A 24,815-nucleotide genomic window follows, 5' to 3' on the forward strand; every position below is an offset into this window, starting at 1 on the left:
AAGGTCGCCGATTATCCTGTTGGTGACGCTAGCGGAGGATCGATGGCTGGTTTCACGATCCACGACGACCCCGGCATCACCCCCGGCACTCACGCGCTGGTCATCGGTGTCGGCACGTACCCGCACCTCGCCGGTGGCGAGAAGCCGGTGGCCAATCCGGACGGGATGAGGCAGCTGTCCTCCCCTCCCGTCTCGGCTCGTGCCTTCGCGACCTGGCTGCGCGCCGATTACCACCATCCCCGCAAGCCCCTGGCCAGCCTCGCCCTTCTGCTGAGCGAGGAGTCTCCCGCCCCGTTCACCGATCCGGAGACGGGTACGGACCACGCCGTCGCATTCGCCGGCATCGCCAACATCGTTGAAGCGGTCAAGGAATGGAAGGGGCGCGGCGAGAGCCACGAGGACAATCGTCTCGTTTTCTACTTCTGTGGCCACGGCGTCTCGCAGGGCGACGACATGTCCCTCCTCGCCGCCGATGTCTTCGCGGACGAGGACAATCCGCTCAACGGCGCGCTGGACTTCAAGAACCTGATGAACGGGCTCAAGAATTGCCGGGCCAGTCAGCAGGTGTTCTTCGTGGACGCCTGCCGCGCGAGTTCCGATGTGCTCATCGAGCAGAGCGGCGGTTTCGCGGGCCTGGTGCCGCTCGGGCCCGGGAGCCGTCCGGCGAACCTGCCGAGGCGGCTGCACATCCCCTACTACGCCACCCTGGCGGGGGACCGGTCACATGCCCGCCCCGGCCAGGTCAGCCTGTTCACCCAGGCGCTGCTGAAAGGTCTCGGCGGCGTCGGCAGCGACGATCCCGAAGGCGACTGGCGCGTCACCACGGCCGGTCTGCACGTGGCCATCGACCACTACATGAAGCAGCCGGTGTTCGCCGACGCGCTCACGGGCGTTCAGGTGCCGACGGTCGGCGAGTTGCCCGTGTTCGACCTGCACGAGCTGCGCGGCCTCCCGGTCGTTCCGGTCTACGTCACCTGCGTACCGCCCGAGCAGAACGCGATCGCCGACTTCACCTGCCGTCGGGCGGGGCGGGAACACCTGCGGCGTACGGCGGCCGAGGCCGATGACGAGCACCCCGACGGAGAGTGGGCGATCGATCTGGTACCCGGCGACTACGAGTTCGAGGCGCGCCTCGGCGCCCAGGACGTGCGGAAACTGGCGAGAGCCGTACGCCCGCCGTTCCGCCGTGTGCCCCTGGCGGCGCCGGCCGAGGCGGTCCCGCCATGACCGCAACCGCGATTCTCAGCGTGAGCGTCACCGTGCTCACCTACGAGCACGACCTCGCCGGCGGGGCACGGATCGTCGGCAACATCTACCCGGCCGACGCCTCGGGAGCCGGGCTGCGCAATGTCCTCCTCCCCTGCGGGCCCGGAGTCGGGCCGGCCCGGTACGAGGTCGAGCCCGGCCGCTATGTCGTGTCGGCGACGCTGCCCTCCGGCGTCGTCCTCAGCGAGGACGCCGAAGCACGGGAGGGCGAGGAGACAGTCGTCGTTCTCGACGCCTCCGAATCGCCGTACGAGACGCACGCCTGGCAGTACCTCATGGGCAACATCGAGTCCCGTCCCGTCTACCACGGCCCGGCGACGGCCCCCGTCCCGCGCTCGACGGGGTCGCGCTACGCCGACACCGGCCCTCAGCAGGAGGCCGCCCCGGCCCCGGGCGGGTCCGTCAAGGCCACCTGGATCAGTGACGCCACACCGGAGAGCTGGACCTTCGAGGCGATGAACGCGCTGATCGCCGAACCGGCGGACGCCTCGATCGCGGACGAGGTCGCGGCGGCGCCGCACTACGTCCTCCCTCGCCCCGACGAGACCGACGGCACCTCGCATCTGTTCCGCTTCGGCGGGACCAAGCTGACCGGCCCGGTCGGCTGGCCCACCGGTCGGCGGCAGTTCCTGCTCGTCGAGATGGCTGACACCGCCCACCTCGCGACCCTGCCGGTGCCGTGGGGCTCCGCGAGGGTCGAGATCCTGGTCAACGCGCGCCAGAGCCCGACCGGCAGCCCCGTCGCCGTGACGGTCCGCGACCGAGCCGTGGGGGCGGGCCTGGCCTATATGGCCCGGGGGGCCCTCGACCTGGCGGCGGCGCTCTTCACCGATGTCGAGGCGATGCTCTTCGGGGAGCGACGCAACCGGCTCGCGGCCACCGCGGGCGCCTACGTGCTGGTCGGCACAGACCTGGCGGACGGACCGAGGCCCTGGGATCCCTTGCTGGTCAGTCTGCGCGAACGGTACCCCTGGATGAGCGACGGCTCGGTGCTGCGGGCGGTGCGGCAGCTCCGCCGGGCACGGACGCAGGCCGACAGGGACACGGCCAGGGCGGGGCTCATCGAGGCGTACGACCGCGGTGTGCCCCTCTACACCCTCGGCCTGAGCTGGCTCATCGACGGCCTGTCCGAGTTCCCGGACGACCCGGAGTGCGTACGCCGGCTCGGCCGGGCGCGGCAGTTGTCCTGGCGGGTGGACATGCGGGAACCGTTCGTCATCGTCAATGTGCGAAGGGGCCTCGTTGATACCGCTCAGAATGCTGCCTGGTGAGGACGGCGACCGTCTGCTCCTGGAGTACGGAGACGGTGACTTCACCCGGCGCGTACTCGTCGACGGCGGGCGCGCGGGTACGTACCCGCTGATCAACCGGCTTTCGCCGGGAACGGCGATCTGATCGACGACCTCGTGGTCTTCCTCAACTACCGCAAACTGGCGGCGCTCTGGACCGGCGCGCGATGATCCCGCCGGCCTCGGCCGGCGGGAACCGCGTGCCGGTGATTGCCCAGCATCCGCTGGGGCGGGCGGCCCCTGCGAGTGGCGGCGTGACCTGGCAGGAAGGTGAGTCACCGAGATTGCGGGGCGAGCGGGGCTTCTCGCATGAGGCGGCAATGGGTGGCTCCAACAGGGGCTCAGGGTTCGATGACGAGGCGTTCGATGAGGTCGTCGCGGAGTGTGAACTGGTAGCGCAGATCGATGGTCCCGCCGGGGAAGTTGCCTTCGAGGTGGTGGGTGGCGATGTAGCGGGTTGCGTCGGTCTGCTGGGCGCCGGTGAGGTGGATGGTGTAGGCGAATTCGGTGGTGGATCGGTCGAGCCACTCCCTGATCGCCTCGGTGCTCTCGTAGGTGTTGCCGTCGTCGATCACTGTGGCTTCGCGGGTGAACGCCGTGATTGCGGTGGCGGTGTCGTGGGCGCGGTGCGCTGCCAGGTAGCGGGTGATCACCTCGGGCAGGGTGTCCGGGATGCTGGTTCGGGGCTGATCGTCGTGCATGACGCTCCTTGGGGTGGGGGCGGGTTCAGACGGTGGGGGTGCCGCCGTCGATGACGTGTTCGGCGCCGACGATGGCCGAGGCGCGGTCGGAAACGAGGAAGGTGACGAGCCCGGCTACTTCCTCGGGCCGGCTGGGACGGCCCAGCGGGATGCCGCCCAGGGAGTCCATGAGCCGGCCCGGCGCCGCTTCCTGGGTGATGTCCGCGTCGCGGGCGATCCGGGCGACGAGGTTGTCGGCGGCCGAGGTCTGCACGAAACCGGGCGAGACGGTGTTGACGCGGACACCGTGCGGGGCGACCTCGTTGGCCAGGCCTTTGCTGTAGGTGGTCAGGGCGGCCTTGGCGGCTGCGTAGGCCAGGGTTCCGTTCCACAGCGGCATGCGGCGCTGGATAGAGGTGACATGCACGATCACGCCCTTACCTGTGGCGATCATGTGCGGCAGGAGTGCGCGGTCCAGGCGGACGGCGGCCAGCAGGTTCGTGTTCAGCTCCCTGGCCCAGTCGTCCTCGCCGAGCGCTGCGAACCCTCCAGCCGGCGCCTCTGACCCGCCGAGGGTGTTGACCAGGATGTCGACGCCTCCCACGCGGGCGTCCGCCTCGGCGGCAACGTGGGCCGCGCCCTGGGCGCTGGACAGGTCAGCGGTGATGAACGCCTTCTCCTCGACGTCGCCGGGGCGGCTGCGGGCGGTGACCAGTACGGTTGCGCCGGCCTGGGTGAGACGTCGGGCGATGGCGGCTCCGGTGCCCTTGGTGCCGCCGGTGACCAGAGTTTCAGGAGAGTCTGGGCATCTCCTCCAGCATGCTCACCACCCGGCTGAAAACCCTCGTCGCCGACGGACTGCTGGAGCGCCGGCCCTACCAGACCAACCCCATACGCCACGAGTACGTCCTCACCGAACTCGGGCGGTCCCTCCGACCGGCGGTCGTCGCCCTGGCCGCCTGGGGCAACTCCCGCCTCACACCGGCCGAACCCAGCATGATCCTCATCGACGCGCACAGCGGCGAGGAGGTCGAGCCCGTCGTCGTTGACGCCAAGACGGGCCGCCGGCTCGACGACAGCGACACCTACGTCTTCACCGCAGGTCCTGCAGCCGGCGACGCCATGCGCCACCGATACGCGACACGACCGACCACCCCTTCCGATCCCTGCTGAAGGCAGCTGGAATCGAGAACCCGAAAGACTGGACGACCCGGGAGCTGCGGACATGCTTCGTCTCCCTCCCTTGCCAGGGTCTCTGTGCAGAGTCACCCTGACCTGCGCAGAGACTCCATCGCTGCCATTACCTCAGCGGTAAGAGAGGGGCTCAGGGACGCTGCGGAGCGTGGGTGCGTGACCCCCGTGAATCGGCATGGAGCCATCCGTGGTTGTCCATGGGGAGCCGCCTCGTGTCGCCCCCGGTGGCTCCCCATGTGGCTCCCCATGACTTCCTCTCAGGGGATAGAGCAGCGGCTCCGGAGGGCGGCTGCCTTTGCGGCGTTCTCGCAGGTCAGAGGACCCTAGAGCGTCGACCTGCTTCTTCCTGTCCGCGTATGGTCCACCGTCCGCCGCCGACCCTGCTACCACTCTCTTCACCCGAAGTGACGCGTCCAAGTCAATCGCTGGTCCATGGCTCTCGCTGGCGGGCTTCTTGTCGAAGAACAGCACGTTCGCCAGTCGGCAGGCGCAGCAGCGTGTGCAGGTCGAAGTCGTGCGGCAGACGGCGGCGAAGGGTCTCGACGGCTCCGGCCTCGAACAGCACACTGTCGGGCAGCACCACGTCACCGGGCCTGCCCCAGACCCAGGGGACGCGCATACCTCTGCCTCCGGCACCGCCGTTCAGTCGGCGATGTCGACCCCGTATCCGCGTGCCAGGACATCGAGGCCATGGTCGTAGCCCTGGCCGACGGCGCGTAGGCGCCAGACCGGACCCCTGCGGTAGATCTCCGCGAGCAGCATGGTGCGCTCGGTGGTGGCGGCATCCAGGGTGGCCCGGGCAAGAGGGGCCCCGCTGCTGCCGGGGGCCGCCCCGATCTGGATCGCACCGACCGTCCCGAAGGTGGCGGCGCCGTCGATGGCCGCAGCGACGACGACCTTGCGCGTCGCGGGCGGCAGGGAAGCCAGGTCTAGGGCGATGGTCTGTTCGGCCGGGCCGCCGGTCAGCAGCCGCACCGTCCCGGCCGGGCTCTCTGGAGCTCCGTAGAAGATGAAGTCCCCGTCGAAGGTGACCTGTTCGTCCTCGTCGAGGAGGAAAGCGACGATGTCGATTTCGAAGCCGGACTGCGGGGCCCAGCCGGCGGTGACGTACCACTCTGGCGCGGGTCTGCCGTGCGGCATCGGCAGGTCGATGACCCCGCCTCTCGGCATCACGTGCGGCTCCTGAAGCCGGAGAGCCGCCTCGGCCGGGGAAGCGGCGGTTGGGGCGGTGAGCCAGTGGAGGTCGTGCACGGGGAGTCCGAGGGCGGCGATGCGGCTCATGCGCCGGTCGCCCTCCCCTCCCGGCAGGAGCATGACGTCGGTGACGCTGGCGGACAGGTTGACCGCCGCGGACCCGCCCAGCCCGACGATGTGGGTACGAGTCGCCACGGCATCGGCATGGGCACCACCGAGCACCAGCACGCGACGCCCCGCCAGAGGGTTGTCCAAGGTGCCAACGGAGGGCTCCGGTTGGCGCGGAGCGGGTACTGGCACATCGGGGGCGACCGTAGGGAGGGCTGCTGCTTCCGGAGCGGGTGCGGCAGAGGTTGTGGTCGGCACCGGCTCCACGGGTCCGACGACTGGTTCTGCTTCCGGCTCAGCCACCGGGACGACAGCGACGGCCGCTGCCTCATGCGCTGTTCCCGGCCGTACGTCGGCCAACAACCGTAGGAAGGTTTGCTCGTCGATGACCGGTACGCCTTCGGCGAGCGCGCGTCGGGCCTTCGCTGAATCGGACGCCGGTTCATTGGTGACCAGCACGCTGGTGTGCCGGCTTACGGAGGTCATCATGTTCAGCCCAGAGGCAACCGCCCGCCCGACCAGCTCCGCTCGGGCATGGGCGGTCTCACCGGTGATCGCGACCTTCATTCCCTGCTGGAGAGGCCCGCCGGGAGTCAGCCGTCCCGGATTGCGGTACGCGCAGGGAGTCTTCGGCGGCTTCGGCGTGAACTGGGACTCTGCCCGGGGCGGGCAGGTCACCAGCGGTAGGGGCAGATCGAGCCGCGCTGCCTCGCGCAGTGACGCCCACAGGATCCCGGCCAGCACACGGGTGTCGTCCAGCGCATCGTGAGCACGCTGCTGGGGGATGCCGTAATGGGCGGCGAGGGTGCTGAGCTTCATGTCGTCCGTCGGCGGATCCACCTGGCGATTCAAAGCCAGGGTGCACAGCCGCTGCGACACCGGCAGCCACATCCGCGCACGGGCGAACTCGTAGGCCAGGAAGTCGTAGTCGAACTGGGCGTTGTGGGCGACCAGGACCCGGTCCTGGAGCATCGCTCCGATCCTGCCGGCGACCTGGTCGAAGGTCGGCGCCCCATGCAGTCGCTCGACGGTCAGGCCGTGCACCTCCACTGGCCCCGGATCGCACCCCGGATTGAGCAGCGTCGAGAACTCCCCGGTCTGCTCGCCGTCCGGACCGATCGTGATCACCGCTACGGACAGTACGCGGTCTCGCCGAGCTATGAGCCCCGAGGTCTCCACATCGACCAGGGCCCAGTCGTAGGCGTAGTCGCCCATGGTGGGCACGTCCAAGGAGGTGGAGACGAGACTCATGGTGGCAAGGATGATGTGATATGCGGCTCTCCTTCAACCTGCATGACGATTTGCCCTCATCTGGTCGGTCGTGGCGAGGTGGTCGTCTCACGCCGACCGCAGAGAGACCGCACCGAAATCGGCGCATCGTCGGACGGCCGAGGCCGAGTACCCGAAGGACGTGGGTGGGCCAGCCAGGACTCGACGGCCTGCGGCAGAATGGAGGACCGTCATCTATCGCGTCGGCAGACCACTGCTTTGTAAGTTCGACCAACCAAGCACGGCGGCAGGGCAGTGACCCACCTTGCTAAAGGAGGGCGCACCGCCGCGGCCAGTGCGGATCCGCTGATGTGCGTTGGCGCTGCCGTCAGCGGTTGCCGTCACCCACGGCGAGGCCCTCACGCCCCCACGCTGCCCGACGCAGCCTTGAGCTAGGCCAGGCTCGCGACCCCGAGAAACCCCGACATCCGTCCGGGGCTTCTTTGCACGCGGCTGTGCAATAGATGGCTGGAAACAATCTAGCTATCTGAACGGCCTTCAAGTAGTGGCGCTCGCGGAGATCCGCCACGTCAGACGCGGCGGATCTCAGGGTGAACGTCACCCCACTCGACTGATGCCCCAAAGCGGTGGTTCGCCTGCGCTCCACAGGCAGGGACAGCTACTCTCCTCCACACAACAGCGGTACGAATTGCGCGGGAGTACAAGTGGTTTCTGGTGTGGAGCTCGCGATCCTGGCTAGTGCAAAGCCTGTTCTCGAACGGGCCGCCGGCACCGCGCTCGGGAAGATGATTCCTTCCCCGACAGGAGCGATCCAAGGACGTCTCAGGAACCGCGCCACCCGAAAACTTATTTCCGAAGAAAGTGGCATCACGCACGGGTATCCTGAGGTTTCAGCGGAATTCTCCCATGCTCTGATCGACTACCTTGACTCGCCCGACTTCGCCGCCCTTGCCATGTCCGTAGCAGTACAAAAGTTCGCCGAGACACGCAAAAAGAAGCAAACCACTGAACTTGCCGGCGCCAAGGATAGCCTTCAAAGTGCAGTGGCTACACTTCAGGGTTCCGCCGAGGTCGACGTTCCGTTGATCGCGAATACGCTGTGGCAGTCCATGGTCGACGCGATTTCGCTTCGCACGGAAGGCATCAAAGCATCAGAATCCCTTCCAGCAGAGACCCGGGCCTCCGTCGTACGCATGGCAGCGAATTTCGCTCGGGCCGACGTGAGCCGCTCGACTTTTGTTGCTGATGCCGGCAGGCTGGCCGAGTATCATGAGTTTGAAGACTCCCTGAAAGAGCAGGCTCGAAGCCTGCACGCAACAATGAAGCTGCCTCACGCGGGGACAACTCGGAGAGTCGCATATAGTCGCCTTTTCGTCGAGCCGCATTTCACCAGGCCCGAGCACAAAGACCAGAGGATTAACTCATCCCACTCTAACGGACTGGCAGATGTCCTTGCAGCATCTCACAGAACAGTGATCTTGGGGGATCCTGGCGGCGGCAAATCAACGCTTTCGCTAAAGCTTACCTACGATATCGCCCGCGACGGTTTCCCTGCAACGTCTGCCCGGATCCCCTTCCTGGTTGTCCTTCGCGAATACACCAAAGATTTCGAGGCCGGCAAGACCACCATGCTTGAGTACCTCGAAGCCCTTTGCAAGTCGCCTTACAACCTAGATCCACCCAACGGCTTCGTGGATCACGCATTGAATTCAGGGCGCGCATTCGTAATCTTCGATGGACTTGACGAACTCATCGACACTTCCCTGCGCCGGAAGGTTGTCGATCTAGTCGAAGGATTTGCCTATCTGTACCCCATGACCCCGATACTGGTGACAACTCGCAAGGTTGGTTACGAAGAAGCACCCTTGGATTCGAGCTTGTTCAGCGCGGTTCAGCTTGCCCAACTCAACGATGACGGGGTGCGCTCCTACGCCGACAAATGGTTTGGGTTGGATAGCACGCTGGAGCGAACCCGTCGCACCGAGCTATCGAGGAGCTTCTACCAAGACAGCCGGTTCGTCGCGGACCTCACGCGCAATCCCTTGATGCTATCCCTTATGTGCGGCATCTACGCGAGCGAAAATTACATTCCTGCGAATCGGCCAGAGGTTTACAAGAAATGTACCGAACTTCTATTCGATAAGTGGGACAAGCAGCGCGGAATCCTCACGCCGTTGCCATTTGATGCGCACGTCAAGCACGCAATAAATGCACTTGCCTATTCGATCTACACCAATTCAAGCAGCCAAGTAGGCCTCACACGTGACCAGCTCATCGGGTTCGTGAAGTCATTCCTCCTTGCGAAGCGATTCGAGGACGAAGACGAGGCTGAGAATGCAGCAGCCGAGTTTGTTGATTTCTGCACGGGGCGCGCTTGGGTGCTCTCGAATGTTGGATCTGACGATACTCAGGAGCTGTACGGCTTCACCCACAGAACCTTCCTGGAGTACTTTGCCGCAAATCAACTGGTTCGCCTGAATCCCACAGCGGCGCAGCTCTTCTCACGGCTACGCAAAAAGATCGCCCATGCAGAGTGGGACGTTGTTTCTCAACTAGCGCTTCAGATCATTGGGAACAACGCCGAAGACGGGATGGACAATTTCCTTGAGCGAGTCATTCAGGATTCCAATTCCGCCCCGCTTGATGAGCAGGCGAATTTGATCGCATTCGCTGGCCGCTCTTTGAGCTTCGCTGTCCCAAATCCAAGTCTCGTGCGCTCAATCTGTCAGGCCAGTGTCGACCTAGCCCTTAGGATGACAGAGGCGCAATCTTCGTCCCACAGGCTGAGCTACGTGCCGCTCCGTGGAGTCCAGGCGCTACTCTACGCAAACGCAGAGAATCTTCCTTCGGTGGCGAAGAATCTCCGCAGCAGTTTGGTCGCTGCCAACTCGACGGAATCTGAGCGTGAAATCGCGCTGAGTCTTGCACTCTGCATTTCATTTATCGCCTATACCGGCTTTGAAGACCCGTCTTTCATGACCAGAAAAGCCCATATGTTCTGGCGTGAGTTCGAGAACGACAACTTGGAGCACTTTGCTGACAGCCTTCGCATTCTAGCTTCCAGTAAGGGGTGGGTAGCGCTTCAGGGGGCCACAGCTGGACTTTGGTCTATCCGTGAGACGGTAGATCGCTTCGGCCCGGAAATCTTGTTTAAATACCACATGGGGCCTCTTACGCTCCGGGCTCCGTTCGTTATGCGTCTCTATGAGACGGCTGGCCAAAACTCCACGATGGGGGATAGCGCCATCCCGGAGTGCATCGTCGAGCTGTCCAAGATGCTGCCGGGTTGCTCAATGCCGTGGTTTAAGTCCGAATATAATTACGGCGCACTCGGGGATGTCGGGGATGGGTACCGTACATATGAGGCGACATTGGCGAGCGTGCGACCAGAGCATAGAGATGCTCTAATCCTTATCGCCGCCGCATGGACTGAGATCGCGGACGACGGTAAAGGGGCAATCTTTGAGGGTCGTTCTGAGGGGCGAATTGTGCGACTTGCGCGAAAGTGGAACTGCGCAAGAAACGGCCTGACTTCAATTCCCCACGCCTTGCGCTCGATTCGATCCCACAACCTCTCAAACGCGACAGTTGATCTGCTTGAATCTTGGGTCCAAGGCAAGGTGCGTTTTCGTGCGGCGGGAGAGTAACTAAGTAGGCCCCCTCTGGGCCGGGGCGGCGAGAAGTGCTCCTGCTGCGCTCATGGGGGCCTGCACGCGTCTCAGTCCATGCGCTCGCCCCGGCTCCCATCCCATCTGCCACAATGCGACTGGCACCCGCATAACGGGCCCTCCATCCCGGAGCCTGAGCGCCCCCGCAGGAGGCATCGCCTTGAGCCGCATTCGCGTACCCCTCGGCCGCATCGTGGGTTCGTCACCCATCAACCCTCGCTGTTAGGCGTGCGCCTGGCGGCCGGAGCGGGGCGGAGACAGGAGCGCAGACACCACCCACAGCCCTGTGGAAGCCCCGCACCAGCCCCAGGAGGGCACCGACAGGCCCGGGTTGAACCTGTCGGCGTTCCGCACCACCCAGCCGCCCGCCAGCCCGTCGCGGGCGGAGGAGGACGCGCTCGCCGAGAAGTTCATGGAGCAGATCGACGCCCAGTTCGCCACCGCCCCCGAACCCGGGGCGGGCAAGCCCGAGCAGACCTCCGCAGCGCGGGGGCTGAACCTGTCCGCGCTGCGCGGCGACGCGGACAGCGGCCCGGCGTGGCTGCCGGACGCCATCGCGGCGATCCGGGACGCGGGGCCGGCGGGCATGAAACCGTCCGCGGTCGCCGACCTGGTGGGCCGCAGCCGGCAGGCCGTGCGCGACGCGCTCAAGGCCGCGGCCGAGCGCGGCGAGCTGGTCTACCGGGACAACGGACCGCACTCGGTCTACGTCCACCCCGACCACGCCTGAGCGGCTCACAGAGCGCTACCGGCTACTGGCTACCGGCAACTTGCCACTAACCAGTAGAACGCCCCTCTACCGGCCACCAGGGGCCCTCACCGGCCCTTTCTCCACTAGGCAGTAGCCAGTAGGCACTAGCCACTACGACCACACACCGTCACCAGCGCATCGGGCAGCACCCCACCCGCGGGGTGCTGCCCGACGCATCTTCCGCCGCGCCACATCCACCAGGAGGCACACCATGCGCCGCCGTGAACCCACCGGAACCATCCCCGGGTTACGCGCCCCGCACATCCCCGCCGACATCTACCGGCAGGCCGAACGCGAGGGACGCCCCATCGTCATCGTCACCCCCGCCGCAGTCCGCGCACGGCGCCCGGCCCGGGACTACCTGATGCCGATCGCCGTCGTCCTCGCCGCAGCGATCGGCGTCATGGGCGTCATCGCCGCCGCCCTCGCCCTGTACGAGATCGCCCTCACCTTCGCGGCCGGGCCCATCGGGCTCGGCATCACCTACAAACTCACCCGCCCGCAGAAGCGCTGACCGCCGCAGACAACCGTCACCCAGCACCGAAGGAGAACGTCCATGACGACCACCCAGGTGTGGTTCGAATCGCTCACCGACAGCGTGTTCGCGCTGGGCGCCGCCGCCCGCGAGACGCAGCGCGCGCACCAGGCCGCGCAGATCAGCACCGCCCACTACGACCTTGACCGGCTGCGGCACGTCGACGGCGAGATCACCATCACCGGCCGCCCGTCCTTCCCGACCCGTCCCCACGACCGGGCCCTGATGGCCATCGGCGACTCCCACCACCAGCACGAGGGACGCATGGCGAGCCTGTACGCCAACGCCGCCCTCGCCTATGCCTACGGCACCGCCTGGGCCATTCTGCGCGTCCTGGATGGCCAGGAACCCCCGGTCGTCGAACTCCAGTGGACAGGAGACGGCGAGTACGTCATCCCGCACGAGCTGTGCCCGGTCCCGGGCATCACGCGCGGCCTGGAGCGGTGGAACGGCTACGGCCAGTTCGTGAAGGCCCAGGCCCGCATGCTGCTGTGCGAGGAAGCGGGCAACTTCGCCGACTACCTCGACGAAGGGCCCCAGCTCACCGATCACGAGGCCGGTGAGCTGACCGATGCGCTGGACATGGCGTCCGGTCTGCCGGATGCGGCCTACGCCTACGGGCAGCTCGCCGAGTCCGCCCTGCACTTCGCCCTGCTGGAGCCCCGCGCCCAGCACGCCCAGGCCGGCCGATAGCTGTGCCGAGGGCGGCCCCCTCTCACGCCAATGAAGTCGGGCCGCCCTCGTCTACCAGCAATCCTCAAGAGAACTGGAGACATCCAGCATGACCCATGACCGCAAGACCGTGCTGCTCGCTGCAGCGTTAGCCGCTGCCGAGCGCGTGTGGCACGTCCATCCGCTGCGTCCCGGTGCCAAGTTCCCCGCCTTGCATGGTGAGGACGCCTGCCCCGGGACCGGCGACTGTACAGGCGGGCACCTGAAGTGGGAGCAGCGCGCCACCACCGACCCCGGCCGGATCCGGGCCGCGTGGCAGGTGCGGCCGTTCAACGTCGGGGTGGCCACGGGCCCGTCCGGGCTGCTGGTGGTGGACCTGGACACGCTCAAGCCGAAGGACCCGAAAGGAACGCCTGACGGCGTCGCTTCCTTTCAGGCGCTCTGCGAGCGCGCCGGGCAGGACATCCCGACCACGCTCACGGTGCGGACTGCGGGCAGCGGGGGCGAGCACCTGTACTTCCGCATGCCGGACGGCATCCGCTTGGGGTCCACGAAGGGCAGCCTGGCGAAGAAGATCGACACCCGGGGGTGGGGCGGGTACGTCCTCGCCCCCGGCAGCATCATCGGCCGCACCACCTACGAGATCACCCGCGACATGCCGCCGGCCGAGCTGCCCGCCTGGCTGATCCGGCTGCTCCAAGCCCCGCCCAAGCCCGCCGGGCCGGTGCCGATCACCCGCGCGCGCAGCGGCACCCGCGTGGCCAAGGTCGCGCTGGAACGGGAGTGCGCGGTGGTCACTGCCGCCGTGGAAGGCGAGCGCAGCAACAAGCTCTACGCCTCCGCGATCAAGGTGGGGCGGTTCGTCGCGTGGGGCGACATCCCCCGCGAGGAGGTCGAGGAGGCATTCCAGATGGCGGGGGAGTCGACCGGACTCACCGCTGCCGAGTGCCGCGCCACGATCCGCAGCGCCCTGAACTGGCGCATCCGCACCTCCCGTCCCCGGGAGACGGCATGAGCCCCCGTCCACCTCCCCCTCTGGCATGCCCCACGGATACCCCCGACCAGCCGCCGGCCGCCGCACCGGGCCTGCCCCCGGCTGGCGTGGGCGGCCCGAAAGGCGTCGCCGAAGGCGTCCTTTCTGCTGGACCGCAGTGCCGTGGGCCATAGCCGGGTCCGCGCCCTGATCGACGACCACACCGCCCACCGAGACCTCTGCCCACTCCGAGCCACTTCCCCGGAAGGGAGGACCGCCGCATGACCAGCACCAACAACCCCGCGCCGTCCATCGACGGAGCGGCCCTGCTCGACGATGTGGAAGCCTTCCACCGCCGGTTCAACGTCTTTCCGACAGAGGCCGCCTACGTCGCCGTCGCGCTGTGGGACGCCCACGCGTATCTGCTGGACTGCTTCGACTCCACCCCGCGCCTGGCGTGTCTGTCCCCGGAGCCGGGGTCGGGCAAGTCCCGCGCGCTGGAGATCGTGGAGACCCTGGTCCCACACCCGATGGTGGCCGTCAACGCGTCCGCCGCAGCCCTCTTCCGCGCCGTCTCCGGCACGGAGGGACGACCCACGATCCTCTTCGACGAGATCGACACCGTGTTCGGCCCCAAGGCCGGAGACAACGAAGAGCTGCGTGGCTTCCTCAACGCCGGTCACCGGCGCTCCGGTGTCACCTACCGGTGCGTTGGTGACGGCTCCAGCCAGAGCGTGCAGCCCTTCCCCTCGTACTGCGCGGTCGCCATGGCCGGACTCGGCTCGCTGCCGGACACGATCCTGACCCGCTCGGTCATCATCCGCATGCGTCGGCGGGCCACGAACGAACGCGTCGACCCGTTCCGGCAGCGCATCCACGAGAAGGAGGGGCATGCTCTGCGCGACCAGCTCGCGCGTTGGGCCGACACGGCTCGCACAACGGTGGAAGGGTCCTGGCCGACCATGCCGGAGGGCATCACGGACCGACCCGCGGACGTGTGGGAGCCGCTGCTCGCGGTCGCCGACGCAGCGGGCGGGGCCTGGCCCGCGCGGGCTGCCTGTGTCGAGCTGGTGGCCGCCGCCGCGCAGGACGATGAAGCCTCCCTGGGCATCCGGTTGCTGACCGACCTGCGCGACACCGTGTTCTGTGGCATCGACCGCATGCCCACCGCGGCCATCCTGGAGTGCCTGACCGCCATGGACGACGCTCCGTGGGTCGACATGGGTGGCAAGCCGCTGACGCCGCGCGGGCTGGCCCGCCTGCTCAGCGGATACGTGACCGGGGCCAACAAGCCCATCAAGCCCCGCCCGATCCGCACCGCCGCCGGCACGGTCCCGCGCGGCTACTACGCCGAGGATCTCGCGGACGCATGGGCCCGCTACTGCCCCCCGCCCCCTCCAAAGTCCGCTACATCCGCTACGCCCCAGGTCAGCGGGGGCGAATCCGTAGCGGATGAGCTTCCCGGTATCCGCTGCACCCCCGCGGGGGCCGCTACAGCGCCCCTCGCCGCCCGCACCGCGTAGCGGCACCAATCCGCTACATCTCGCGCATCCGCTACAGAAGGCAGGCCCCTGACCTGCGCTGTAGCGGATGTAGCGGATGTAGCGGACCTGAGAGAAGGGGCCTCCGAGGCCCCGACCCCGTCGGATCACGAAGGAGAGACCGACACATGGACACGGCACCCGCCGCATCCACCCCACAGCGCCGCCTCCACCGCGTCGAAGCCGCCGCCGAACTCATCGGAGTGGGGCGCTCCACCGCCCACGAAGAGATCCGCCTCGGACGGCTCCAGACCGTCCAGATCGGCCGCCGACGCCTCGTCCCGACCGAGTACATCGACAACTACGTCGAACTGCTCAAGCGCGAGGCCGCATCGGCCGCCTGACTTCTCTGACAACCCTACGAGGCCACGCCGTCGACTGGCGTGGCCTCGCCCGTTCCATGGAGTGCACACATGACCGAGGCGTCCAGCCGTGCCCGCAGAGCGGGCAACGGGGAAGACTCGATCTACTGGGACAAGTCCAAGAACCGGTACATCGGTGCCGTGTCGCTCGGCTACACCCCTGCTGGGAAGCGCAACCGCCCGAAGGTGTCGGGAGCAACCAAGACCGAAGTGCGTCGGAAGCTGCGAGACCTCAAGAAGGAGCTCGAAGCCGGGGTCAAGACACCGGCCAACTACACCGTGGCAAAGGCCGTGGAGGACTGGCTTTCACAGGGGCTCAAGGGGCGAGAGAAGACCAGCGTCGCCACGTACCGCAGCCTTGCGGACAACCACATCACGCCGGACCTGGGAAAGGCGAAGCTGCGCGACCTGGAGGCGGATGACGTCGACGAGTGGATGGAAGTCAAGGCGGAGACGCTCTCGCACCAGTCTCTGAAGATGGTGCGCTCGATCCTGCGCCGCTCGATCAGCCACGCACAACGGCGAGGCCGGGCAGTGCGCAACGTTGCCGCGCTCGTAGACCTCCCCGACGGGCAGCCGGGACGCCCGAGCAAGTCCCTCACCCTGGAACAGGCGGAAGCGGTCCTCTGCGCCAAGGAGGGCACGTGGATCCACGCCTACGTGGTGCTGGCCCTGCTTGTTGGCGTCAGAACGGAGGAAGAACGCGCCCTCACATGGCTACACGTCCACACGGAACAGCAGGGCGACGCGAGACCGCATGTGGACGTGTGGCGTTCCGTCCGGCGAACGGGGGACACAAAGACGAAGAAGAGCCGTCGCTCGCTCGCGATGCCGAAGCAGGCTGCCTCTGTGATGGAAGCGCATTGGACGCAGCAGCAGAAGGAGCGCAAGGCGGCCGGCATGGAGTGGCGGGAGGACGGGCTTGTCTTCCCCGATGAATCCGGCGAGCAGCGATCCTCGACGAATGTCCTGCGTAACTTCCGATCCCTGCTGAAGGCGGCCGGATTCGAGAACCCGAAAGGCTGGACGACCCGGGAGCTGCGGACAAGCTTCGTCTCCCTGCTGTCGGACCACGGCATCCCGATCGAGGTCATCGCCCGCGTGGTCGGCCACAGCGGCAGCCAGACCACGGAACAGGTCTACCGCAAGCAACTACGCCCCGTGATCACGGAGGGAGCCGAGGCGATGGACGACATCTTCGGATAGAGCAGTACGACGGACGGCGAGTCCGATCCGAGCGCGTGAGTTCTCGGCCGTGGCTCCCTGTTTGGCTCCCTCCCTTGCCAGGGTCTCTGTGCAGAGTCACCCTGACCTGCGCAGAGACTCCATCGGTGCCATTACCTCTGCGGTAATCGACCCCTCCGCCGCCCCCGGGCATCGTGGTGGTCACCAGGACCCGGGCGGCGCACTCCGGCCGGGTCCCGGTTCCACGACCAGCCAGTACGACCTCGATGGAGGCTGATCCGTCATGTCCCAGGCCCTGCTCGCCGGCATCTCCCGCACCACCGAACCGCAGACGATGCTGCGCCGCTTCCTCGCTCTCGACGCCGTCGTCACCGGCGCCAACGGACTGGCCTATCTCGCGGCCTCCGGACCGCTCGGGCGGCTGCTCGGCGTCGACGCGACCCTGCTGCTGGAACTGGGTGTCTTCCTCACGCTGTTCGCGGCGGGCGTCGGCTTCCTCGCCTCGCGGCCGCAGCCGCCCGTCGTCCCCGTCAAGCTCGTCGTCGACGCCAACGTGGCCTGGGCGGCGCTGAGCATCGTCGCGCTCCTGCTGTGGCTGGAGCCCGGTGCCGCGGGGACCATGTGGATCCCGATGCAGGCCATGACCGTCGCCGGGTTCGCGGCACTGCAGTGGTCCGCGCTGCGTGCCGCGGCTACGGCGTGAGGGACTGCAGGTACTTCACCGTCGCGGGGTCGGCCGGGAGGAACGTCTCGATGGCCAGCTCGGCGACGGTGACATCCATCGGGGTGTTGAAGGTGGAGATCGACGACACGAAGGACAGCACCTGGCCTTCGTGTTCGATCTGCAGCGGAAGCGCGAAGTAGGGGCACGGAACCGGGTCCTCCCGGTCGTCGGTGCCGCCGCCCGTCTCCGGGCGGGGATACGCGGCCACCTCCTCGTACAGGTCACGCAGCGTCTCGGAGCGCGCCAGGGCGATCTGGCGCTCCATCTGGGCCAGCAGATGCCCGCGCCACTCCCGCAGATTGCGGATCCGCGGAGCGAGGCCCTCAGGGTGCAGCGTGATCCGCATCGCGTTCAGCGGGGGAGTGAGCAGATGTTCCGGGAGGCCCTCCAGGAGCATCGCGATCCCCCGATTGGCCGCCACCACCGTGTACGTGCCGTCGACCACGAGCGCCGGGTACGGCTCGTACCCGTGGAGCAGCCGCTCCATGCCCGCGCGCAAGGACTCCAGCGACGGGTCGTCCAGCGGCGTCTGTGCGTATCGCGGTGCGTAACCGGCCGCCAGCAGCAGCGCGTTCCGGTCGCGGACCGGCACGTCCAGATGCTCCGCGAGCCGCAGGATCATCTCCTCGCTCGGTCGGGACCGGCCCGTCTCGACGAAGCTGATGTGGCGGGCGGAGGAGTCGGCGCGCAGAGCCAGTTCCAGCTGACTCAGCCTGCGCCGCTCCCGCCAGCCGCGCAGCAGTGGCCCTACTCCCGTGTCGGGCGCGACAGTTGTCATACGGAAACCGTAACGTCGCACGGAGACAACCCGGAGGGAGCCTCGCTCATGGCCACAGAGCCGCTGTCGCAGAAGGAGATCGAGGACAGACTGCGTGAACTGCCCGGCTGGTCCCAGGAGGGCGACCGGATCGCCCGTACGTACCGGCTCGGCACGCATTTCGCCGCAACCGCGCTGGTCGTCCATGTCGCACAGATCCAGGACGAGCTGAACCACCACTCGGATCTCACCCTGGGCTACAACACGGTCAACCTCACCGTGAACACGCACGACGCGGGCGGCGCGATCACCGAACGCGATTTCGAACTGGCGCGCCGCGTGGAAGCCGCCGCCCCGAACCATGGTGTGAGCTGACCGTGCTGCACGACGACGAGACCCGCGAGACGGCGGGAGCAGTGGGCGCCGGCCGTGACACGCTGCTCGACTACGACGTGGAGGCCGCCGTCTACGACGCCTCCCGCGGCGGCGTGCCCCGGGCCGCGGCCGCCGCCGCGGCCGTACTGTCCCTCGTCCCGGAGGCCGCCCGCGCGCTCCTCGACATCGGCTGCGGTACCGGGCTGGTGACCGAGCGGCTGACCCGGCCGGGGCTGCGGGTACTGGGCGCGGACTCCTCGCCCGGCATGGCCAGAATGGCCGCGGGCCGGGTCGCGGGTGTCGTCCTCGCAGATGTCCGCAGGCTGCCGCTGCCCGACGCCTCGGTGGACGCGGTCAGCGCGGTGTGGCTGCTCCATCTGGTCCGGGACGCCAGGGCCGTCGTGGCCGAGGCGGCGCGTGTGCTGCGCCCCGGCGGGGTGTTCGTCACCACCGTCGACAAGGACGCCGGGCACGACGTGAGCAGCGACATCGACGCCGTCCTCGCCCCCTACCGGACTCCCGAGGCGTACGACCGCGCCGACCGCATCGAGGCGTTCGGCGCGGCGCACGGTCTCGGCCCGGCAGGCGAGACCCGCTTCACGGGCCATGGTCAGGGCCGGTCGCCGCGCCGCACCGCCCAGGCGCTGCTGCGCGGCGAGTACGCGTCCCGGCTCACGGCCCGTGGTCCGCTCGCCGAGAAACTCGCCGCGGAGCTGTCCGCCCTGCCCGATCCCGACGAGCCGCGCCCCGACCCCCGCTTCCGGCTCATGGCGCTGCGCCGTCCCGGCCCGTCCTCGTGAAGTCCATGACCCAGTTCGTCACCCACGTCCCGCCGTCGTCCACCGAGAACGCCTGCTCCCAGCGGGCCGTCGTGTCCGTGATGCCCGACCACACGAAGCGGACCATGACGTCCTTGCCCGCGTAACCGTCCCGGCCGTGGAAGACGCCGGTGCCGTCCGGCCCGAACCGCCCCACCACGGGCGGGTCGAGCCGCCCGGTCCTGCTGCTCGACCAGTTCAGCGACCACTCCTCGCGCTCGGGGTCGTACAGCCTGAGCGTCAGCCCGGAGAAGCCCTTGGCGGGAAAGGCGATCTCGTCGAAGTGGGCGGCACCACCGAAGTGGGTGCGGCCCTCGGTGGTGCCGTCGAACTCCTCCCAGCCGCTGTCCGGGTCGAGGAAGTCGAGGAGACGGCGGTTGCGGACGTCCCACCGGCCGGTGAGGAAGTCGAAGCCGTGCGTGTCGTCGTTCATGTGCGGTCTCCGGTGGTGCCGTCGGGCAGTGAGTCGGCGAGATAGGCGTCGAGGTCCAGGCGGCCGGGCGCCAGCATGTGGCGGACCCAGGCGTCCCGCTCGTGGAGGATCGGCGGCAGCTCCCAGACACAGCCGATCCACGGTTGGCCGGTCACCTTGATGAAGTGAGCGGGATCGCGGTCGGGGCAGCCGAGGACCGGCTGGCCCGCCGCCGCGCCGCCGAAGTGCAGGACGTTGTCCCAGACCCAGCTGTATGCGTTGAGGTAGGCGCCGTCGTCGGCGCCGCGGTGCAGCACGACGAAGGTCGCGGGCGGGGTGCCGTCCGGAGCGGGGAGCAGCTCGGGGAGGATCTCGTACGCCGCCTGCTCGACCCGGGGATCGATCCCGGCCGGGTCGGCGGTGACGTGGTAGCGCTTGACGCTGCGGCCGGCCGCCTCGACGGGCGGCAGAACCCGCAGCAGTTTCTCTGCGAAAGCCATGGCTGGACGTTAAGGGCGCTTCACTGACACCCTGTGTCAGTGAAGGCCGGCCGACTTCTCTCGATCCTGCTGCTGGTCCAGACCAGGGGCCGGATGACCGCGGCCCAGCTCTCCGAGGAGCTGGAGGTGTCCGTACGCACCATCTACCGCGACGTCGAGTCGCTGCACCTGGCAGGTGTGCCGCTGTACGGGGACGCCGGCCACGCGGGCGGATACCGGCTGCTCGCCGGCTACCGCACCCGGCTCACCGGTCTGAGCGCCGGTGAGGCGGAGGCGCTGTCGTTCTCCGGAATCCCCGGGCCGGCGGCCGAGCTGGGACTCGGCGCCGAACTGGCCGCCGCGCAGCTCAAGCTGCGGGCCGCCCTGCCCGACGGCCTGCGCGCCCAGGCGGACCGGATGCGCGCACGGTTCCACCTCGACGCGCCCGGCTGGTACGCCGAGGACGACGAAGTCCCGTATCTGCCGCAGGTCGCGGACGCGGTCTGGCACAGCAGGGTGCTCGACGTCCGCTACCGCCGCTGGAAGGAGCCGACGGATGTGGACCGGCGGCTGGAACCGTACGGTCTCGTGCTCAAGGCGGGGCGCTGGTACGTGGTCGCCGGGCCGGGGCCGCGTACGTACCGCGTGGACCAGATCCTCGGACTCACGGAGACCGGCGAGGAGTCCGCCCCGCCCGAGGGTTTCGACCTGGCCGGGTACTGGCAGCGCTACCAGGACGAATTCCACGCCCGGCTGCACCGCGACGAGGCGGTCGTCCGGCTGTCCCCGCGCGCCGCGGCCCGCCTCGGCGGGGCGGCGGCGCGAGCCCTCGTCGCGACCGGCACGCCCGAGCCGGACGGCTGGACCCGGGCGGTCCTGCCCATCGAGTCCCTCGACCGCGCGCACGGTGAGTTCCTGGCACTCGGCGCGGAAGCGGAGGTCCTGGCCCCGCCGGAACTCCGCGACCGGCTGGCCCGGACGGCCCGTGACCTCGTGGCCAGATACGGCGCCGCTGGTGAGGGTGGCGGGGACCGTTCGTCCGCCGTGGCCGCTCCGGCGGGTGACCCGGTGGACCGGTCCGGCCCCGCTTGCGACGATCCCGGCATGACTCACGACGACGCCCCGGACCTCCCGGCCACCCTCGCCGCTCCTGCCCGCCGCGCCCTCCTCCAGGCGGGCCACACCCGCCTGGACGACCTCGCCGGCGCCGACCCCGCCGCGCTCGCCGCCCTCCACGGCATGGGCCCCAAGGCCCTCGCCCGGCTCCGCGAGGCCCTCGCGGAGCGGGGTCTCGAGCTCGCGGACCAGTGATCCCGCCCGGGCAGGCGACTGACCGGTCCAGGGCGCCGGCGGCGGGCTCTGTCGCTCCGCCCTTTCGCGCTGTGTCGATGTGCGGCTCCGCCGCGTGCGGGGGGCAAAGCCCCCTCCGCCTCGTGGGGGCAAAGCCCCCGACCCCGTACGCCCTCGGGCGTGTCCTCGAACTCCCCCGGAACCGCCCGGGGGTGACCCCAATGGGCTGGACTGAGCCCCGCCGGGGGTTCCCCCACGCCCGCAGGGCGCAGGGGAGACCGAGGAGCGGGGGGCAACGGGGGCGGAGCCCCCGTCAGGCCGACCACGCTCCCGACGCCGCCGCGTCCTTCGCATACGCCGTGAAGTCCCTCGGCGCCCGGCCCAGGACGCGTTCGACACCGTCCGTCACATGCGCGTTGTGGCCGTCCAGGAGCATCACGAACAGGTCCGTGAGCCACTGCGCGTCCGCGGCCGGGAAGCCGAACTCCCGCAGCATGCTCACGTACTCGGGGCCGGAGACCGGGACGTAGCGGATCGGGCGCCCCGTGGCGCCGGAGAGTTCCTCGGCGACGTCGTCGAACGTCAGCAGCCGAGGCCCCGTCAGCTCGTAGGTCTCGCCCTCGTGGCCGTCCCCCAGGAGCGCCGCGACCATCACGTCCGCGAGGTCGTCGAGGTCGAGGAAAGGCTCTGCCGTCGAGCCCGCCGGGAAGGGGATCTCCCCGGCGAGGACGCCGGGCACCAGCGCGCCCTCGCTGAAGTTCTGCGCGAAGAACGCCGCCCGCACCACCGTCAGCGGCACCCCGGCCGCCCGCAGCGCGTCCTCCGCGTGCACCGCCTCCGGCTCGCCGCGGCCGGAGAGCAGCACCAGCCGGCGCAGGCCGTGCTCCGCCGCCAGCCGCCCGAAGTTCCGCATCGCGTCCTGCGCGCCCGGAGCCGCCAGGTCCGGGTAGTACGCCACATACGCGGCGTCCGCGCCCCGCAGCGCGGGACCCCACGTCGCCTCGTCCTCCCAGTCGAACGGGACCGCGCCCTTGCGCGAACCGGCCCGCACGGTCACTGCCCGCTCCGTGAGCCGCTGTGCCACCCTGTGGCCGGTCTTGCCGGTCGCCGCCGTCACCAGCACCGTCATCTGCAGCTTGTCCTGCTTCAGGTTCTCCGTCATGGCTCCACCTTTGCGGCTGCGGCCTGGACGCTCCATGCGGCAGAGGCTCGATTCCATACGCGTGCGTCTACGCCGACCGCCTACGCTCGACACCGTGGACGCACTCGCCGGACTGCTCGACGGGCCCCGGGCCAGAGGGGCCTTTCTGCTCCGCATGGTGATGGAGCCGCCCTGGTCCGTACGCGTCGAGGACCACGCCCCGCTCTGCCTGATGTGCGTCACCCGCGGCGAGGCATGGATCGTCCCCGACAACGGCGACCCGGTACTGCTGCGCCCAGGTGATGTCGCCATCGCCCGCGGACCCGAGCCGTATCTCGCCGCCGACACCCCGGCCACGCCGCCGTACGCGCTGATCGGCCCCGGCGGCACCTGCACGACCCTCCAGGGCGAACCGCTCGCCGAGTCCATGGGCCTCGGCGTACGCACCTGGGGGAATGCCCCCGACGGCGCCACCACCATGCTCATCGGCACCTACCAGATGGACGGGGAGGTCAGCCGGCGGCTGCTGGACGTCCTGCCCGGGCTGCTGCACCTCCCCGCCGACGTGTGGAACTGCCCGCTGATGCCGGTGCTCGACGAGGAGATCACCCGCGACGAGCCGGGCCAGAGCGTGGTCCTCGACCGGGTGCTCGACCTGCTGCTGATCGCGGTGCTGCGGGCATGGTTCTCCCGGCCCGGTGCCGAGGCGCCCGCCTGGTACCGCGCGATGGGAGACCCGGTCGTCGGATCCGCGCTGCGGCTGATGCAGAACGATCCGGCGCACCCCTGGACCGTCGCCTCGCTCGCCGCGAAATGCGGGGTCTCCCGGGCCGGCCTCGCGCGACGCTTCACCGAACTGGTGGGGGAGCCGCCGATGGCGTACCTCACGGGCTGGCGGCTCGCCCTCGCAGCCGATCTCCTCCGGCAGACGGACGCGACCGTCGAGGCCGTGGCCCGGAAGGTCGGCTACAGCGGCTCGTTCGCGCTGAGCGCCGCGTTCAAGCGGGTGCGCGGCATCAGCCCACAGGAACACCGCACCGGCGCCCGCACCGCAGCCGCTTTGCCGGAACAGCAACAGATCTTGCCCTGACGTGCGCCGCGCGCGCACCCTGACGCCATGAGCCCACACCAGCACCGTCACGACGGCACCGACACCACCGACATCGAATGGGACGCATTCGTCCCGCTCCTCGAACACGGCGCCGAGCTGCAACGCCCGCTTTACAACGAGGCCGCGGCCTGGGTCCGGGAGCAGCTCCCCGCCGCAGCGGTACGCCGCGTACTCGACATCGGCAGCGGGCCGGGCGTGATCACCTGCCTGCTCGCCGAGATGTTCCCGTACGCGGAGGTCGTCGCCGTGGACTCCACGCCCGCGCTCCTCGAGCTGGCCCGGGCCCGTGCCGAGCGCACCGGTCTCGGCGACCGCGTCCGTACCCTCTGTGCCGAACTCCCCGGCGGTATGGAAGAGCTGGGGGAGGCGGATCTCGTCTGGGCGGGTAACTCGCTGCACCATCTCGGTGATCAGCGCGCCGCCCTCAGCGGCTTCGCGCGTCTGCTGCGCCCCGGCGGACTGCTCGCCCTCGTCGAGGGCGGACTGCAGCCGCGTCATCTGCCCCGCGACATCGGCATCGGCCGCCCCGGACTGGAAGCCCGTATCGACGCGGCCAGCAGCGCCTGGTACGAGGAGATGCGCGCCGGGCTGCCGGACAGCAGGGCGGAGATCGAGGACTGGCGCGCCCTGCTCGCCGCCGCCGGTCTCACCCCCACCGTCAACCGCACCTTCCTCCTGGACATCCCGGCGCCGGTGACCGATGCCGTCCGCGAACACCTGGTCTCCACGTTGAGCTGGCAGCGTCAGGCGCTGGAGGGGTGGCTGGATGCCGAAGACGTCGCCGTGATGGACCGACTGCTGGACCCGGACGACAAGGAGGGGCTGCTGAGCCGCCCGGACTGTTTCCTGCTGGCAGCCCGTACGGTGCACACGGCCCGCCGCAATTAGGTCCTGTCCGGGTGGCCCGGAGCCCGGGGGGGGGGGGGGGGGGGGGGGGGGGGGAGGGGAGGGGGGGGGAGGGGGGGGGGGGGGGGGGGGGGGGTGGGGGGGTGGGGGGGGGGGGGGGGGGGGGGGGCCGGGGGGGGCCACCCCCCCCCCCCCACGACGCTCGGACCTTCTC

Annotated in this window: 24 protein-coding genes and 2 pseudogenes; 18 read left to right on the forward strand and 8 right to left on the reverse strand. The window is 68.9% G+C overall.

Features of this window, described 5'->3' with window-relative positions; all coding sequences use genetic code 11:
* Positions 1-42 precede the first annotated feature (42 nt).
* Genes AC0699_RS31465 through AC0699_RS31475 form a run of 3 tightly spaced genes read left to right on the forward strand, consistent with a single transcriptional unit; the run spans position 43 to position 2,661 of the window.
* Entirely contained in the window at positions 43-1,227 is a 1,185-nt protein-coding gene (locus AC0699_RS31465; protein ID WP_478667235.1) for a caspase family protein, read from the forward strand.
* Positions 1,224-2,537, forward strand: a complete 1,314-nt coding sequence (locus AC0699_RS31470; protein ID WP_478667237.1) for a hypothetical protein — start codon at positions 1,224-1,226, stop codon at positions 2,535-2,537. Before AC0699_RS31465 ends, AC0699_RS31470 begins: the two co-directional genes overlap by 4 nt.
* The gene (locus tag AC0699_RS31475) at positions 2,524-2,661 is read left to right on the forward strand and encodes a hypothetical protein (protein WP_478667239.1); all 138 of its coding nucleotides are present in this window, start codon (positions 2,524-2,526) and stop codon (positions 2,659-2,661) included. The genes AC0699_RS31470 and AC0699_RS31475 overlap by 14 nt, the downstream gene beginning before the upstream one ends.
* 235 nt (positions 2,662-2,896) lie before the next feature.
* Here AC0699_RS31475 and AC0699_RS31480 read toward each other — a convergent pair whose 3' ends face one another.
* On the reverse strand, positions 2,897-3,256 hold the full coding sequence (locus AC0699_RS31480; RefSeq protein ID WP_478667241.1) for a nuclear transport factor 2-like protein: 360 nt from the start codon (positions 3,254-3,256) through the stop codon (positions 2,897-2,899).
* 25 nt (positions 3,257-3,281) lie between these two features.
* The gene (locus tag AC0699_RS31485; RefSeq protein WP_478667282.1) at positions 3,282-4,022 is read right to left on the reverse strand and encodes an SDR family oxidoreductase; all 741 of its coding nucleotides are present in this window, start codon (positions 4,020-4,022) and stop codon (positions 3,282-3,284) included.
* On the opposite strand from AC0699_RS31485, the pseudogene AC0699_RS31490 reads away from it, so the two are divergent.
* A pseudogene (locus tag AC0699_RS31490) lies at positions 4,022-4,408 on the forward strand (winged helix-turn-helix transcriptional regulator); the annotation flags it as partial. The gene AC0699_RS31485 and the pseudogene AC0699_RS31490 sit on opposite strands and share 1 nt — an antisense overlap.
* A 439-nt stretch (positions 4,409-4,847) precedes the next feature.
* On the opposite strand, the gene AC0699_RS31495 reads toward AC0699_RS31490, so the two are convergent.
* Together AC0699_RS31495 and AC0699_RS31500 are read right to left on the reverse strand one after the other, a co-directional pair.
* Positions 4,848-5,048, reverse strand: a complete 201-nt coding sequence (locus AC0699_RS31495) for a hypothetical protein (RefSeq protein ID WP_478667243.1) — start codon at positions 5,046-5,048, stop codon at positions 4,848-4,850.
* Positions 5,049-5,071: 23 nt separating this feature from the next.
* Positions 5,072-6,982: a TerD family protein gene (locus AC0699_RS31500; RefSeq protein WP_478667245.1), complete on the reverse strand. Its 1,911-nt coding sequence runs from the start codon at positions 6,980-6,982 to the stop codon at positions 5,072-5,074.
* A gap of 695 nt (positions 6,983-7,677) precedes the next feature.
* Between AC0699_RS31500 and AC0699_RS31505 the strand changes: the two genes are divergently transcribed.
* The 9 genes from AC0699_RS31505 (at position 7,678) to AC0699_RS31545 (ending at position 17,351) form a co-directional block, all read left to right on the forward strand.
* The gene (locus AC0699_RS31505) at positions 7,678-10,608 is read left to right on the forward strand and encodes an NACHT domain-containing protein (protein WP_478667247.1); all 2,931 of its coding nucleotides are present in this window, start codon (positions 7,678-7,680) and stop codon (positions 10,606-10,608) included.
* Positions 10,609-10,915: 307 nt separating this feature from the next.
* Entirely contained in the window at positions 10,916-11,359 is a 444-nt protein-coding gene (locus AC0699_RS31510) for a hypothetical protein (protein WP_478667249.1), read from the forward strand.
* A 232-nt stretch (positions 11,360-11,591) separates the two neighbouring features.
* Positions 11,592-11,894: a hypothetical protein gene (locus tag AC0699_RS31515; protein ID WP_478667251.1), complete on the forward strand. Its 303-nt coding sequence runs from the start codon at positions 11,592-11,594 to the stop codon at positions 11,892-11,894.
* 42 nt (positions 11,895-11,936) lie between these two features.
* Positions 11,937-12,608: a hypothetical protein gene (locus tag AC0699_RS31520; RefSeq protein WP_478667252.1), complete on the forward strand. Its 672-nt coding sequence runs from the start codon at positions 11,937-11,939 to the stop codon at positions 12,606-12,608.
* Positions 12,609-12,696: 88 nt separating this feature from the next.
* Positions 12,697-13,602 (forward strand): bifunctional DNA primase/polymerase, encoded by a 906-nt coding sequence (locus tag AC0699_RS31525; protein ID WP_478667254.1) that lies wholly within the window; start codon positions 12,697-12,699, stop codon positions 13,600-13,602.
* 239 nt (positions 13,603-13,841) lie between these two features.
* Positions 13,842-15,083 carry a DUF3631 domain-containing protein gene (locus AC0699_RS31530; protein ID WP_478667256.1) on the forward strand — a complete coding sequence of 414 codons (1,242 nt, stop codon included), beginning with the start codon at positions 13,842-13,844 and terminating at the stop codon, positions 15,081-15,083.
* Between the two features lie 146 nt (positions 15,084-15,229).
* Complete coding sequence (locus AC0699_RS31535; protein ID WP_478667258.1) at positions 15,230-15,445, forward strand: helix-turn-helix domain-containing protein; 216 nt, start codon at positions 15,230-15,232, stop codon at positions 15,443-15,445.
* Between the two features lie 69 nt (positions 15,446-15,514).
* Positions 15,515-16,669 carry a tyrosine-type recombinase/integrase gene (locus tag AC0699_RS31540; protein WP_478667260.1) on the forward strand — a complete coding sequence of 385 codons (1,155 nt, stop codon included), beginning with the start codon at positions 15,515-15,517 and terminating at the stop codon, positions 16,667-16,669.
* A 262-nt stretch (positions 16,670-16,931) separates the two neighbouring features.
* Entirely contained in the window at positions 16,932-17,351 is a 420-nt protein-coding gene (locus AC0699_RS31545; protein WP_478667263.1) for a hypothetical protein, read from the forward strand.
* Here the strand turns inward: AC0699_RS31545 and AC0699_RS31550 are convergent.
* The gene (locus AC0699_RS31550; protein ID WP_478667265.1) at positions 17,341-18,150 is read right to left on the reverse strand and encodes a helix-turn-helix domain-containing protein; all 810 of its coding nucleotides are present in this window, start codon (positions 18,148-18,150) and stop codon (positions 17,341-17,343) included. The two genes, AC0699_RS31545 and AC0699_RS31550, sit on opposite strands and share 11 nt — an antisense overlap.
* Positions 18,151-18,198: 48 nt before the next feature.
* Between AC0699_RS31550 and AC0699_RS31555 the strand changes: the two genes are divergently transcribed.
* Together AC0699_RS31555 and AC0699_RS31560 are read left to right on the forward strand one after the other, a co-directional pair.
* Positions 18,199-18,504, forward strand: a complete 306-nt coding sequence (locus AC0699_RS31555; protein WP_453664879.1) for a 4a-hydroxytetrahydrobiopterin dehydratase — start codon at positions 18,199-18,201, stop codon at positions 18,502-18,504.
* Positions 18,505-18,566: 62 nt separating this feature from the next.
* The gene (locus AC0699_RS31560) at positions 18,567-19,304 is read left to right on the forward strand and encodes a class I SAM-dependent methyltransferase (RefSeq protein ID WP_478667284.1); all 738 of its coding nucleotides are present in this window, start codon (positions 18,567-18,569) and stop codon (positions 19,302-19,304) included.
* Here the strand turns inward: AC0699_RS31560 and AC0699_RS31565 are convergent.
* Together AC0699_RS31565 and AC0699_RS31570 are read right to left on the reverse strand one after the other, a co-directional pair.
* Positions 19,270-19,755 (reverse strand): hypothetical protein, encoded by a 486-nt coding sequence (locus AC0699_RS31565; protein WP_478667267.1) that lies wholly within the window; start codon positions 19,753-19,755, stop codon positions 19,270-19,272. The two genes, AC0699_RS31560 and AC0699_RS31565, sit on opposite strands and share 35 nt — an antisense overlap.
* Positions 19,752-20,234 (reverse strand): hypothetical protein, encoded by a 483-nt coding sequence (locus AC0699_RS31570; RefSeq protein WP_478667270.1) that lies wholly within the window; start codon positions 20,232-20,234, stop codon positions 19,752-19,754. The genes AC0699_RS31565 and AC0699_RS31570 overlap by 4 nt, the downstream gene beginning before the upstream one ends.
* Positions 20,235-20,273: 39 nt before the next feature.
* On the opposite strand from AC0699_RS31570, the pseudogene AC0699_RS31575 reads away from it, so the two are divergent.
* A pseudogene (locus AC0699_RS31575) lies at positions 20,274-21,245 on the forward strand (helix-turn-helix transcriptional regulator); the annotation flags it as partial.
* Between the two features lie 571 nt (positions 21,246-21,816).
* Here the strand turns inward: AC0699_RS31575 and AC0699_RS31580 are convergent.
* Positions 21,817-22,665 (reverse strand): Rossmann-fold NAD(P)-binding domain-containing protein, encoded by an 849-nt coding sequence (locus tag AC0699_RS31580; RefSeq protein WP_478667271.1) that lies wholly within the window; start codon positions 22,663-22,665, stop codon positions 21,817-21,819.
* Positions 22,666-22,759: 94 nt separating this feature from the next.
* Here AC0699_RS31580 and AC0699_RS31585 point away from each other — a divergent pair, with 94 nt between their 5' ends.
* Together AC0699_RS31585 and AC0699_RS31590 are read left to right on the forward strand one after the other, a co-directional pair.
* Complete coding sequence (locus AC0699_RS31585; protein ID WP_478667273.1) at positions 22,760-23,734, forward strand: AraC family transcriptional regulator; 975 nt, start codon at positions 22,760-22,762, stop codon at positions 23,732-23,734.
* A gap of 27 nt (positions 23,735-23,761) precedes the next feature.
* The gene (locus tag AC0699_RS31590; protein ID WP_478667275.1) at positions 23,762-24,643 is read left to right on the forward strand and encodes a class I SAM-dependent methyltransferase; all 882 of its coding nucleotides are present in this window, start codon (positions 23,762-23,764) and stop codon (positions 24,641-24,643) included.
* Positions 24,644-24,815: the final 172 nt, after the last annotated feature.

The sequence above is a fragment of the Streptomyces sp. NPDC043870 genome, from assembly GCF_056435785.1.